The 13,983-nt window shown below is 71.1% G+C and carries 7 protein-coding genes; 6 read left to right on the top strand and 1 reads right to left on the bottom strand.

Features of this window, described 5'->3' with window-relative positions; translation table 11 throughout:
- Nucleotides 1–35: 35 nt before the first annotated feature.
- Both ABR738_RS28215 and ABR738_RS28210 read left to right on the top strand, forming a co-directional pair.
- A complete protein-coding gene (locus tag ABR738_RS28215) occupies nt 36–941 on the top strand; it encodes a TetR/AcrR family transcriptional regulator C-terminal domain-containing protein (RefSeq protein ID WP_350232757.1) in 906 nt (301 codons plus the stop codon).
- 204 nt (nt 942–1,145) lie between these two features.
- The gene (locus ABR738_RS28210; protein ID WP_350232756.1) at nt 1,146–3,182 is read left to right on the top strand and encodes a M4 family metallopeptidase; all 2,037 of its coding nucleotides are present in this window, start codon (nt 1,146–1,148) and stop codon (nt 3,180–3,182) included.
- A 125-nt stretch (nt 3,183–3,307) separates the two neighbouring features.
- On the opposite strand, the gene glgP is transcribed toward ABR738_RS28210, so the two are convergent.
- Nucleotides 3,308–5,941, bottom strand: coding sequence for an alpha-glucan family phosphorylase (gene glgP / locus ABR738_RS28205; RefSeq protein WP_350232755.1), 2,634 nt, complete (start codon nt 5,939–5,941; stop codon nt 3,308–3,310).
- 366 nt (nt 5,942–6,307) lie between these two features.
- Here glgP and ABR738_RS28200 point away from each other — a divergent pair, with 366 nt between their 5' ends.
- The 4 genes from ABR738_RS28200 (at nt 6,308) to glgB (ending at nt 13,962) form a co-directional block, all read left to right on the top strand.
- Entirely contained in the window at nt 6,308–8,407 is a 2,100-nt protein-coding gene (locus ABR738_RS28200) for an alpha-1,4-glucan--maltose-1-phosphate maltosyltransferase (protein ID WP_502964158.1), read from the top strand.
- On the top strand, nt 8,404–10,119 hold the full coding sequence (treS, locus tag ABR738_RS28195; protein ID WP_350232753.1) for a maltose alpha-D-glucosyltransferase: 1,716 nt from the start codon (nt 8,404–8,406) through the stop codon (nt 10,117–10,119). Before ABR738_RS28200 ends, treS begins: the two co-directional genes overlap by 4 nt.
- Before the next feature lie 142 nt (nt 10,120–10,261).
- Entirely contained in the window at nt 10,262–11,629 is a 1,368-nt protein-coding gene (locus ABR738_RS28190) for a maltokinase N-terminal cap-like domain-containing protein (RefSeq protein WP_350232752.1), read from the top strand.
- Nucleotides 11,630–11,667: 38 nt separating this feature from the next.
- A complete protein-coding gene (gene glgB / locus ABR738_RS28185; RefSeq protein WP_350232751.1) occupies nt 11,668–13,962 on the top strand; it encodes a 1,4-alpha-glucan branching enzyme in 2,295 nt (764 codons plus the stop codon).
- The last annotated feature ends 21 nt before the right edge of the window (nt 13,963–13,983 follow it).

Genomic DNA, 13,983 nt, shown 5'->3' with positions numbered 1-13,983 from the left:
AGGACGGCGTACGGCGCACTAGTACACTGCCCGCCGTGACCGCGGATCCGCCCTACCTGTCCATCGCCGCCGGCATCCGGCGCCGCATCGCCTCGGGCGAGCTCGCCCCGGGCGACCGGGTGCCCTCGACGCGGGCCATCGTGCGGGAGTCGGGCGTGGCGATGGCGACCGCGACCAAGGCGCTCGCCGTGCTCGCGCGGGAGGGCGCGGTGCGGGCGGTGCCGGGGGTGGGCACGGTGGTGGCGGAGGCCGTCTCGGCGCGCGGCCCGCAGGGGGCGGCGCTCAGCCGCGAGGCCGTCGTGGCCGCGGCGCTCAGGATCGCGGACGCCGAGGGGCTTGCCGGGCTCTCGATGCGCCGGGTCGCCGGGGACCTCGGCACGTCCACGATGGCCCTGTACCGGCATGTGCCGAGCAAGGGCGAGCTCGTACGGCTGATGACGGACGTGGCCTTCGACGAGGCGGACCTGCGGCGCCCCGCCGGCGACTGGCGGGCCCAACTGACGCACGCCTCGCACCAGTTGTGGGGCGTCTACCGCCGCCACCCCTGGATGGCGCGCGCGATGGCCTCCTTCATCCGGCCGGAGCCGATGCCGGAGGCGATGACGTACACCGAGTGGGTGCTGCGGGCCCTGCGCGGTACGCCGTTGAGCGTGCACCAGGTGATGCTCACGCATCTGACGCTCATCGCCTTCGTCCAGGGCCTCGGCATGGCCATGGAGTTGGAGGGCCACGCCCTTGAGGACACCGGCGTGTCCAACGACGAGTGGATGGACCGCAACGGGGGGCGGTTTGCGGCCATCGTGTCGAGCGGCCGCTACCCCGTCCTTGCGACCATTTTCGAACACGAGCCGTTCGGCATGGACTTGGACTCGCTCTTCGCCTTCGGGCTCGACCGTCTCCTCGACGGTATCGCGGTGAGCATCCGCGAAACGTCCGCTTAACGAACGACGACCTTCGGACAACGGACGTTTTTCGGCCAACTTGTTGACGCGCTCCTGACAGACGTTCTCCGCTGCTGGCACTCTTCCCCCGTTCCACGCACACAGTTTTCCCGCACAACATCTCGTTGCCGCACCTGCTCCGCTTTGCTCTGCCCGGCCGACCCCACCCAGTCGGACCGGATCCCCCTCGCAGAAGGAGTTCGCGTGAGATCCACGCATCGTCGTCGTGCCACCGCCACCGGCGCCCTGTTCGCCGCGGCCGCCATGCTCAGCGTCGGCTTCCAGGCCGGGTCGGCCAGCGCACAGCCCGACGACTCCGCGGCCACCGCGGCCCTCAAGGCCCAGGCGGTACGCAATCCGGGCGCCCTGCCCGTGAGCCTCACCCCGTCCCAGCGGGCCGACCTGATACGCAAGGCCAACGCGACCACGGCGGACACCGCCAAGGCGCTCGGCCTCAGCGCGCAGGAGAAGCTCGTCGTCCACGACGTGTCCCAGGACAAGGACGGCACGGTCCACACCCGCTACGAGCGGACCTACCAGGGCCTGCCCGTGCTCGGCGGCGACCTGATGGTCGACTCCGCGGCCGGCAAGACCAAGGACGTCATCAAGGCGAACAGCGCCCAGCTCAAGGGGGTCTCCACCGCCGCGCCGTCCGACGCCGCCGCCACCGCCGGCGCCCAGGCCCTCAAGGCCGCCAAGGCCGCCGGCTCCAAGGCGGACAAGGCCGACAGCGCCCGCAAGGTCATCTGGATGGTCAAGGGCGCGCCGACCCTCGCGTACGAGACGGTCGTGGGCGGGCTCCAGGACGACGGCACCCCCAACCAGCTGCACGTCATCACGGACGCCAAGACGGGCGCCAAGCTGCACCAGTGGCAGGGCATCGAGACCGGCGTGGGCAACACCCACTACAGCGGGCAGGTCACCCTCGGCACCTCGCAGTCCGGTTCCAGCTACACGCTGAACGACACCGGCCGCGGCGGGCACAAGACGTACAACCTCAACCACGGCACGTCCGGCACGGGTTCGCTGTTCACCCAGTCCACGGACACCTGGGGTGACGGCACCAACTCCAACGCCGCGACCGCGGGCGCCGACGCCGCGTACGGCGCCGGGGTCACCTGGGACTTCTACAAGAACGTCTTCGGCCGCTCCGGCATCCGGGGCGACGGCGTCGCGGCGTACTCCCGCGTCCACTACGGCAACTCGTACGTGAACGCGTTCTGGGACGACAGCTGCTTCTGCATGACGTACGGCGACGGGTCCAACAACAACGACCCGCTGACCGCGCTCGACGTGGCCGGCCACGAGATGTCGCACGGCGTCACGGCCGCCACCGCGGGCCTGAACTACGCGGACGAGTCGGGCGGCCTCAACGAGGCGACCTCCGACATCATGGGCACGTCGGTGGAGTTCTACGCCAACAACCCCTCCGACCCCGGTGACTACCTCATCGGCGAGAAGATCGACATCAACGGCGACGGCACCCCGCTGCGCTACATGGACAAGCCGAGCAAGGACGGCGGCTCCGCCGACAGCTGGTACTCCGGCGTCGGCAACCTCGACGTCCACTACTCCTCCGGCCCGGCCAACCACTGGTTCTACCTGGCGTCCGAGGGCAGCGGCGCCAAGGTCATCAACGGCGTGAGCTACAACTCGCCGACCTCCGACGGCCTGCCGGTCACCGGCATCGGCCGCGACAAGGCCCAGCTCATCTGGTACAAGGCCCTCACCACCAAGTTCAACTCCAGCACGGACTACGCCGGGGCCCGCGCGGGCACCATCGCGGCGGCGACCGAGCTGTACGGCGCGGGCAGCGCCGAGGTCAACAACATCACCGACGCGTGGGCGGCCATCAACGTCGGCGCCCGGCACGGCGGCGGCACCGACCCCGGTGGCAAGGTCTTCGAGAACACCGCGAGCGTGGCCATCCCGGACTACCCGGGCAACGCCATCACCGACCCGGTCACCGTCTCCGGCGTCTCGGGCAACGCGCCGAGCACCCTCAAGGTCGGGGTGAAGATCACCCACACCTACATCGGTGACCTCCAGATCGACCTGGTGGCCCCGAACGGCAAGTCGTTCCGTCTCCAGAACTCGTCCTCGGACTCGACGGCGAACATGGACAAGACGTTCACCGTCAACGCCTCCAGTGTCGCGGCCAACGGCGTCTGGAAGCTGAAGGTCCAGGACATGGGCCGGTACGACACCGGCACCGTCACGGACTTCAAGCTCAGCTTCTGAGCCCGTCCGTGACCGCACCGCCCCGAAGGCTCACCTTCTGACCAGGCGGCTGGCCGGAAAGTGAAGGTGCCCGGAGCCCTTGAGGCTCCGGGCACCGCCCATGTCCGCGTCCGCGCGGGGCGGACTCAGCGCATCAGCACACCCGCGCCCTCCCCCGTGGCCTCCGTCGGGCCGGCGACCAGGCCGAGCTCCGCGTGGGTCGCGAGCCGACGATGGGCCGGCAGGATCCGGACGGTGTAGCCGAACGGGCCGGTGCGGTCCAGGGCGAGCGGACCCTCGTAGATCCAGCGGCCCTCCAGGTCGGGGCCGCCCGCCGGTTTCAGCGCGAAGGCCGCCGCGTCCGCGATGGCGTCGGCCGCGTCCACCCGGCCGGCCACCGCCTGCACCTCGACGTCCTCGGGGCCGAGCTCGCCCAGTGCCACCCGCACCCGGAGCGCCAGCGTGGAGCCGAGCTCCGCGGTGCCGTTCGGGGCCGCCGCGTCGGGCGCCACCGCCTCCACGTGGTCGACGGCCACCCGTGGCCAGGCACCCCGCACCCGCGCCTTCCACTGCGCGAGCTCCCGCGCCGTGTCGGCGTCCATGGCGCGGTGGGCGGCGGCGGCCGGCGCGTAAAGCCGGGTGACGTACTCCCGCACCATTCGCCCCGCGAGCACCTTGGGCCCCAGGGTGGTCAGCGTCCGGCGGACCATCTCGATCCAGCGGTCGGGAAGCCCGGAGGGCCCGCGGTCGTAGAAGCGCGGGGCGACCCGGTCCTCGATGAGGTCGTACAGGGCGTTGGCCTCCAGCTCGTCGCGGCGGTCCTCGTCGGTGGCCGCGCCGTCCGCGGTGGGGATGGCCCAGCCGAAGTCCGGCTCGAACCATTCGTCCCACCAGCCGTCCAGGACCGACAGGTTGAGGCAGCCGTTGAGCGCCGCCTTCATCCCGCTCGTCCCGCACGCCTCCAGGGGGCGCAGCGGGTTGTTGAGCCACACGTCGCAGCCGGGGTAGAGCTTCTGCGCCATCCTCATGCCGTAGTCCGGCAGGAACACGATGCGGTGGCGCACCCGGGGGTCGTCGGCGAACTTCACCAGCTCCTGCACGAGCCGCTTGCCGCCGTCGTCGGCGGGGTGCGCCTTGCCCGCCACGACGATCTGCACCGGCCGGGTCGGGTGCAGCAGCAGCTCTGTCAGGCGCTCGCGGTCGCGCAGCATCAGGGTGAGCCGCTTGTAGGAGGGCACCCGCCGGGCGAAGCCGATGGTGAGCACGTCGGGGCTCAACACCGAGTCGATCCAGCCCAGTTCGGCCGAGCCCGCGCCGCGCTGGCGCCAGGAGGCGCGCAGACGTTCACGGGTCTCGGTGACCAGTTGCTCGCGCAGTTCCCTGCGCAGCTCCCAGATCTCCGCGTCCGCGATGCCGCGCACCACGTCCCAGCGATCGGTCGCGCCGACGGTCAGCGCGTCCTCGGTGCGGGCCGCGCCGATCCGGCGGGCGCCGAGCCGGAAGACCTCGGGCGCGACCCACGTGGGCGCGTGCACGCCGTTGGTGACGGAGGTGATCGGCACCTCCTGGGCGTCGAAGCCGGGCCACAGACCCGCGAACATCTCCCGGCTGACGGCGCCGTGCAGGGTGGAGACGCCGTTGGCGCGCTGGGCGAGGCGCAGGCCCATCACGGCCATGTTGAACAGGTTCGGCTCGCCGCCGGGGTAGGTCTCCATGCCGAGCCGCAGGATCTTCTCGACCTCTACGCCGGGCAGTTCGCCGTCGTCGCCCAGATGGCGGGCGACCAGCTCGCGGTCGAAGCGGTCGATGCCGGCCGGTACGGGGGTGTGGGTGGTGAAGACCGTGCCGGCCCGCACCGATTCGAGCGCGGCGTCGAATTCGAGCCCCTCGCCCGCGAGTTCACGGATGCGCTCGAGGCCGAGGAATCCGGCGTGGCCCTCGTTGGTGTGGAACACCTCGGGCGCCGGGTGGCCGGTGAGGCGGCAGTACGTCCGCACCGCGCGCACCCCGCCGATGCCGAGCAGCATCTCCTGGAGCAGGCGGTGTTCGCTGCCGCCGCCGTAGAGGCGGTCGGTGACGTCGCGTTCGCCGGGGCCGTTGTCCTCGACGTCCGAGTCGAGCATGAGCAGCGGCACCCTGCCGACCCGTGCCTGCCAGATGGCGGCGTGCAGGGCCCGGCCCCCGGGCAGCGCGAGCGCGACCTTGGCCGGGGCGCCGTCCGGTTCGCGCAGCAGCTGGACCGGCAGCTCGTTGGGGTCGAGCAGGGGGTAGTGCTCCTGCTGCCAGCCCTCGCGCGAGAGCGACTGACGGAAGTAGCCGTGCCGGTAGAGCAGGCCGACCCCGATGAGGGGTACGCCGAGGTCGCTGGCGGATTTCAGATGGTCGCCGGCGAGGATGCCGAGGCCGCCGGAGTACTGCGGAAGGGCGGCGGTGACACCGAACTCGGGCGAGAAGTAGGCGATCGCGGACGGGAGTTCACCGCTGTGGTCCTGGTACCAGCGGTGGCCGTGCAGATAGTCGTCGAGATCGTCGGCGGCCGCGGTGAGGCGGCGCAGGAAGCGGCGGTCCTGGGCGAGCGAGTCGAGCCGGGCGGCGCTGACGGCGCCGAGCAGCCGGACGGGGTCCTCGCCCGCCGCCCGCCAGCCGTCGGGGTCCAGGGCCTGGAAGAGGTCTCGGGTCTCCGGGTGCCAGGACCAGCGCAGGTTGTGCGCGAGGTCGCTGAGCGGACGAAGGGCGTCGGGCAGGACGGGGCGTACGGTGAATCGACGGATTGCCTTCACGCTTCCACCTTCGCAGGGGACGTACAGAGCGGGGCGGCCACACCGCGATGTGCGCCCCTCCTTCACTCCCGAAGGTAGTGCCGGTGCGCCCCGTACCACGACTGTGCCCCGCGGTCGGGCGCGGCCGGAATGTCCGGCGCCCCGGCGTCGCGCTCTTCCCTGATACGGCGTCACCTCACCTTGGGGGAGGCAAAGTTTGCGCCGTTGTCGGCCCAAGGACGGGCGGATTCCTTGTCTCAACCGTTACGCGCAGGTAGTTAACAACCTGCCGGAATGCCCACCCGTACACCGTGGAAGGCTCACTCGGTAACGCCTTCCCGCAGTGTTTCCCGCACGCCATTCGAGTGAACGCGGACAGGAGCGGCCATGCCCGCAGCCGGTCAGTCGCCAAGGGAGCAGCTAAAAAGGACAGACTCCCGCAAACGCGGCAAACCATACCAATCATCCGCAGGTGAACCCGTGAACCCGAACCCGTCCATCGGACGCATCCCCGTTCTCGACGTGCGCCCCGCCGTCGAGTGCGGCACCAGGCCGGCGAAGGCGGTGGTCGGGGAGACCTTCCAGGTGACCGCCACCGTCTTTCGCGAAGGCCATGACGCCGTGGCCGCCAATGTCGTCCTGCGCGATCCCGGGGGCCGCCGGCGCCCCTTCACCCCGATGCGCGAACTCGCTCCCGGCACCGACCGCTGGGGCGCCGAGGTCACCCCGACCTCCGAGGGCCGCTGGACGTATTCGGTCGAGGCGTGGGGCGATCCGCTCACGACCTGGCGCCACCACGCCCACATCAAGATCCCGGCGGGCCTGGACACCGAGCTCGTCCTGACCGAGGGCGCGGCGCTGTACGAACGGGCGGCGGCCGGGGTGCCCAAGGCCAAGGGGCGGCGCGAGGCGGTCCTCGCGGTGGCGGACGCCCTGCGCGACACCTCCCGCTCCCCCGGTGACCGCCTCGCCGCCGCCGCGTCGCCCGAGGCCGACGCGGCCCTCGCGGCGTATCCGCTGCGCGATCTGGTGACCGCGTCGGCCCCGATGCCGCTGCTGGTGGAGCGCCAGCGGGCCCTGTACGGGTCGTGGTACGAGCTGTTCCCGCGCTCGGAGGGCGCCGTCCTGGCCGAGGGGAAGCCGCCGGTCTCCGGCACCTTCCGCACGGCCGCCGCGCGTCTGCCCGCCGTCGCCGCCATGGGCTTCGACGTTGTCTACCTGCCACCGGTCCACCCCATCGGGACCACCTACCGCAAGGGCCCCAACAACAGCCTGGAGGCCGGGCCTTGGGACGTGGGCGTGCCCTGGGCGATCGGCTCGGCCGAGGGCGGACACGACGCCATCCACCCCGACCTCGGGACGCTGGACGACTTCGACGACTTCGTGGCCGCCGCCCGCGACCTGCGCCTGGAAGTGGCCCTCGACTTCGCCCTCCAGTGCTCCCCCGACCACCCCTGGGTCGACAAGCACCCCGAGTGGTTCCACCACCGGGCGGACGGGACGATCGCGTACGCCGAGAACCCGCCGAAGAAGTACCAGGACATCTACCCCATCGCCTTCGACCGGGACATGCCGGGCCTGATCGAGGAGACCGTGCGGCTGCTGCGGTTCTGGATGGGGCACGGCGTACGGATCTTCCGCGTCGACAATCCGCACACCAAGCCCGTGGTCTTCTGGGAGCGGGTCATCGCCGAGATCAACGGCACCGACCCGGACGTGATCTTCCTGGCCGAGGCGTTCACCCGGCCCGCGATGATGCGCACCCTGGGCACCATCGGTTTTCAGCAGTCCTACACCTACTTCACCTGGCGTACCACCAAGCACGAGCTCACCGACTACGTCACCGAGCTGGCGACCGGGACCGCGCACCGCATGCGGCCCAACTTCTTCGTGAACACCCCGGACATCCTGCACGGCTACCTCCAGGACGGCGGCCGCCCCGCCTTCGAGGTGCGCGCCGTGCTCGCCGCGACGCTCTCCCCCTCCTGGGGTGTATACGCCGGATACGAGCTGTGCGAGAACACCCCGGTCAGGCCCGGCAGCGAGGAGTACCTGCACTCCGAGAAGTACCAGCTGCGCCCCCGTGACTGGGAGGCGGCCGAACGCGAGGGCCGCTCCATCGCCCCGCTGATCACCACGCTCAACCGCGTCCGGCGCCGCCATCCGGCGCTGCGGCAACTGCGCTCGGTCCACTTCCACGACACCGACAACGACGCGTTGATCGCGTACAGCAAACGTTCGGGATCGAACACCGTTGTGGTGGTCGCCAACCTCGACCCCCACCACACCCAGGAGGCCACGGTCTCGTTGGACATGCCGGCGCTCGGCCTCGCCTGGGACGAGTCCTTCCCGGTGCGCGACGAGCTCACCGGAGAGACCTACCACTGGGGCAGGGCCAACTACGTGCGCCTGGAACCGGGCCGAGCGCCCGCGCACATCCTGGTCCTGCGACCGTCCCCGCCGATCGGAGGGTCACCCACACCATGATCGTCAATGAGCCCGTCCACGACACCTTCGAGGACACCCCGGCCAAGGACCGCGACCCCGAGTGGTTCAAGCGCGCGGTGTTCTACGAGGTGCTTGTGCGGTCCTTCCAGGACAGCAACGGCGACGGCGTCGGGGATCTCAAGGGCATCACCGCCAAGCTGGACTATCTGCAATGGCTGGGTGTCGACTGTCTCTGGCTCCCGCCGTTCTTCAAATCCCCTCTGCGCGACGGCGGTTACGACGTCTCGGACTACACCGCGGTGCTGCCCGAGTTCGGTGACCTCGCCGACTTCGTGGAGTTCGTGGACGCCGCCCACCAGCGCGGCATGCGCGTGATCATCGACTTCGTGATGAACCACACCAGCGACCAGCACGAGTGGTTCCAGGAGTCGCGCCGGGACCCGCGGGGCCCCTACGGCGACTACTACGTCTGGGCCGACGACGACAAGCAGTACCAGGACGCCCGGATCATCTTCGTGGACACCGAGACGTCCAACTGGACCTTCGACCCGGTCCGCAAGCAGTACTACTGGCACCGCTTCTTCTCCCACCAGCCCGACCTCAACTACGAGAACCCGGCCGTGCAGGAGGAGATCGTCTCCGCGCTGCGCTTCTGGCTCGACCTCGGCATCGACGGCTTCCGGCTCGACGCGGTGCCCTACCTGTACCAGGAGGAGGGAACCAACTGCGAAAACCTTCCGGCAACGCATGAATTCCTCAAGCGGGTGCGGGCCGAGATCGACGCGAGCTACCCGGACACCGTGCTGCTCGCCGAGGCCAACCAGTGGCCGGAGGACGTCGTCGACTACTTCGGCGACTACGCCAAGGGCGGCGACGAGTGCCACATGGCGTTCCACTTCCCGGTCATGCCGCGCATCTTCATGGCGGTGCGCCGCGAGTCCCGCTACCCCGTCTCGGAAATCCTCGCCAAGACCCCGGCCATTCCGAAGAACGCCCAGTGGGGCATCTTCCTGCGCAACCATGACGAGCTCACCCTCGAAATGGTCACGGACGAAGAGCGCGACTACATGTACGCCGAGTACGCCAAGGACCCCCGGATGCGGGCCAACATCGGCATCCGGCGCCGCCTCGCCTCGCTCCTGGACAACGACCGCAACCAGATCGAGCTGTTCACCGCGCTGCTGCTCTCGCTGCCCGGCTCGCCGATCCTGTACTACGGCGACGAGATCGGGATGGGCGACAACATCTGGCTCGGCGACCGTGACGCGGTGCGCACCCCGATGCAGTGGACCCCCGACCGCAACGCGGGGTTCTCCTCCTGCGACCCGGGCCGGCTCTTCCTGCCCACGATCATGGACCCCGTCTACGGCTACCAGGTGACCAACGTCGAGGCGTCCATGGCCTCGCCGTCCTCGCTGCTCCACTGGACCCGGCGGATGATCGAGATCCGCAAGCAGAACCACGCCTTCGGACTCGGCTCCTACACCGAGCTCGCCTCCTCCAATGCGGCCGTCCTGGCCTTCCTGCGCGAACACGGCGACGACCTCGTCCTGTGCGTGCACAACTTCTCGCGCTTCCCCCAGCCCACCGAGCTGGACCTGCGGGCGTTCAGCGGGATGCACCCGGTGGAGCTGATCGGCGGGGTGCGCTTCCCCGCCATCGGCGAGCTGCCGTATCTGCTCACCCTGGCGGGGCACGGTTTCTACTGGTTCCGGCTGCGGAAGGACCCCACCCCTCCCGTCACCGTCTGACCGGAGCCCGGGCGGAGCGGTTTCCAGCGCTCCGCCCGGGGCACTCTGAACCCCGACCCCCGCGCGCCGCCGGACAGCTTCTGTTGCAATCCGGGACACTCTGCGCAACTTGATTGTGTGCCCGGGGAAAGGACGCGCCGCCATGCCGAAGGCCGCACCGCCCCGTACCACCGGCCTCCCCCTCACCAGGCTGCTGACCTCGCTCGCCCCTCTGCTGCACGAATGGCTGCCGCGGCAGCGCTGGTTCGCCGGCAAGGGGCGGCCCGTCGCCGACTTCGCGCTGCTCACCGCGACGGAGCTGCTGCCGGGCTTCCTCCATCTGCTCGTCCGCACCGAACACTGCGCGCCCCCGCCACCCCACGACGGCGCGGCGCCGCCCGCCGACTGCTACCAGCTCCTCGTCGGTGTCCGCGACCAGCTGCCGCCCCGCCTCGCGCCCGCCCTGATCGGCCGCGCGAGCCAGGGCCCGCTCGCCGGACGCACGGTGTACGACGCGCTCCAGGACCCCCAGTCCGCCGGGCTGCTCCTGGAGCGGCTGCGCAACCCCGGCACCGTGGGCCCGCTGTGCTTCGAGCGCGACCCTAAGGTGACGGTGCCGCCGGGCCTCGCGCCGCGGCTGCTCGGCGTGGAGCAGTCCAACTCCTCGCTGGTGTACGGAGATACGTTCATTCTCAAGGTGTTCCGGCGGGTGCAACCGGGCGTCAACCCCGATCTGGAGCTGCCCTGGGCGCTGGCCCGGCAGGGCTGCGACCGGGTGCCCGCGCCGGCCGCCTGGTTCAGGACCGCCGAGCCCCAGGAGACCACGCTCGGCGTGCTCCAGCCGTATCTGCGCGGCGCCGACGACGGCTGGACGCTCGCGCTCGCCTCGCTCGCCGAGAAGCGCGCCTTCACCGACGAGGCGTACGAACTGGGGCGGGCCACCGCCGATGTGCACCTCGCCCTCGCCGACGCCTTCCCCACCGTCTCGCTCGGTCGCCCCCAGACCGCGCTGATCGCGGCCGCGATGACCGAGCGCCTTGACGCCACCGCCCAGGCGGTGCCCGCGCTCGCGCCCTACGTCCCGGGGCTGCGGGCCGCCTTCGACGCCGTCGCCGGACTCGATTCGGCCGGCACGGCGCAGCGCGTCCACGGCGATCTCCATCTGGGCCAGGCCCTGCGGGCCGGCACGGGCCCCTGGTCGGTGATCGACTTCGAGGGGGAGCCGAGCCGCCCGCTCGCCGAGCGCCGCCGCCCGCAGCCGCCGGTGCGCGATGTCGCCGGCATGCTGCGCTCCTTCGACTACGCGTCCTGTTCCGTCCGTCCGGTGAACCCCGCCTGGGCCGGGGAGTGCCGGGCCGCGTACTGCGCGGGCTACGCGGCGCGCTCGGGCCGCGACCCCCGCGAATCGCCCGAGCTGCTGCGCGCGTACGAGACCGACAAGGCGGTCTACGAAGTGCTCTACGAGGCCCGGCACCGTCCCGACTGGCTGCCCGTGCCGATGGCGGCGATCGACCGCCTGGCCGGCGCCTGAACCCACCCGCGCACGACGCCCTTGAGGAGGCAGTCCCCGTGACCCCCCGCTCCGCCCGCAACTCCTCCGAACCCGCCCCACGCGCCGGGGCCCCCGCGGCCACGGCGGCCAAGCCGGCCAAGGCGCCGCCCGCGCCGCGCCGGGCCGCGAGTCGCGGCGTACGGCCCGCTCCCGCCCTCACCTCGGCGGACCGGGGGCGTCTGCTCTCGGGCGGCCACCACGATCCGCACTCCCTGCTCGGCGCGCACCTGGTGCGCGGCGGTGTGGCGATCCGCGCCCTGCGCCCCTACGCGCAGGCGGTGACCGTGCTCGGCAAGGGACTGCGGGCCGAGCTGCACGACGACGGGGACGGCCTGTTCTCCGGGGTGCTGCCGCTGCGCACGGTCCCGGACTACACGTTGCTCGTCACCTATGACGACAACGAGATCGAGGTCCACGACCCCTACCGCTTCCTGCCCTCGCTCGGCGACCTCGATCTGCATCTGATCGGTGAGGGGCGCCACGAGGAGCTGTGGAAGGCGCTGGGGGCCCGCCCGATGACGCACCAGGGCGTGAGCGGCACCCGCTTCACGGTGTGGGCGCCCAACGCCCAGGGGGTCAGGGTCACCGGCGACTTCACCTACTGGGACGGCGCCGCGCACCCCATGCGCTCGCTGGGCTCGACCGGTGTGTGGGAGCTGTTCCTGCCGGGCGTCGGCGACGGCGCGCTCTACAAGTTCGACATCATGCGCCCCGACGGCAGCCACACCCTGCGTTCCGACCCGATGGCCCGGCGCACCGAGGTGCCGCCGGCCAACGCCTCCATCGTCACCGAGTCCCACCATGTCTGGCGCGACGAGGCGTGGATGGCGCGCCGCGGCGCGCGCCCGGTGCACGAGGCGCCGTTCTCGGTCTACGAGGTCCACCTCGCGTCCTGGCGCCCCCGCCTGACCTACCGCCAGCTCGCGGACCAACTCCCGGCGTACGTCAAGGACTTGGGCTTCACGCACGTGGAGTTCCTGCCGGTGTCCGAGCACCCCTTCGGCGGCTCCTGGGGCTATCAGGTCACCGGCTTCTACGCGCCCACCTCCCGCATGGGAACCCCCGACGACTTCCGCCACCTGGTCGACGCGCTGCACGAGGCGGGCATCGGCGTGATCGTGGACTGGGTGCCCGCGCACTTCCCCAAGGACGACTGGGCGCTCGCGGAATTCGACGGGCGCACCCTGTACGAACACCAGGATCCCACCCGCGCCGAGCACCCCGACTGGGGCACCCTCGAATTCGACTACGGCCGCAAGGAGGTGCGCAACTTCCTGGTGGCGAACGCGACGTACTGGTGCGAGGAGTTCCACGTCGACGGCCTGCGCGTGGACGCGGTCGCCTCGATGCTGTATCTGGACTACTCGCGCGAGGACGGCGAGTGGAGCCCCAACGAGCACGGCGGGCGCGAGAACCTGGACGCGGTGGCCTTCCTCCAGGAGATGAACGCGACGGTCTACCGGCGCTGCCCCGGTGTCGTGACCATCGCGGAGGAGTCCACCGCGTGGGACGGCGTGACCCGGCCCACCGACCACGGCGGTCTCGGCTTCGGCCTGAAGTGGAACATGGGCTGGATGCACGATTCGCTCGGCTACGTCCAGCACGAGCCGGTGCACCGCAAGTACCACCACAGCGAGATGACCTTCTCGATGGTGTACGCGTACAGCGAGAACTACGTGCTGCCGATCTCGCACGACGAGGTGGTCCACGGCAAGCGGGCCCTGGTGTCGAAGATGCCGGGCGACTGGTGGCAGCAGCGCGCCACCCACCGCGCCTACCTGGGGTTCATGTGGGCCCACCCCGGCAAGCAACTCCTTTTCATGGGGCAGGAGTTCGCGCAGGGCGCGGAGTGGTCCGAGGAGCACGGCCCCGACTGGTGGCTGCTCGACCCGTCCTACGGCGCCGAGCCCGACCACCGCGGTGTACGGGATCTGGTGCGCGACCTGAACCGGGTGTACGCGGACCTGCCCGCGCTGTGGGAGCGCGACACCGACCCGGCGGGCTTCTCCTGGATCGCGGGCGACGCGGCGGAGGACAACGTCTTCGCCTTCCTGCGCCACGACGCGGCGGGCTCGCCGCTGCTGTCGGTGTCCAACTTCTCTCCCGTGGTCCGGGCGGAGTACCGCCTGGGTGTGCCGGACACGGTCTCCGCCTGGCAGGAGCTGCTGAACACCGACGACGCCCGCTACGGCGGGGGCGGCGTCGGCAACCCGGGGCCGCTGAAGCCCGAGCCGACGCCGTCCCACGGCCGCCCGGTCTCCCTCGGTCTGACCCTGCCGCCGCTCGCCACGGTGTGGTTCCGGCCGGCGTGAGACCGGCTGACACCGCGCGCC

This window comes from Streptomyces sp. Edi4 (genome assembly GCF_040253615.1).
GTDB lineage: Bacteria > Actinomycetota > Actinomycetes > Streptomycetales > Streptomycetaceae > Streptomyces.
This window is presented reverse-complemented; position numbering and strand designations above follow the sequence as displayed.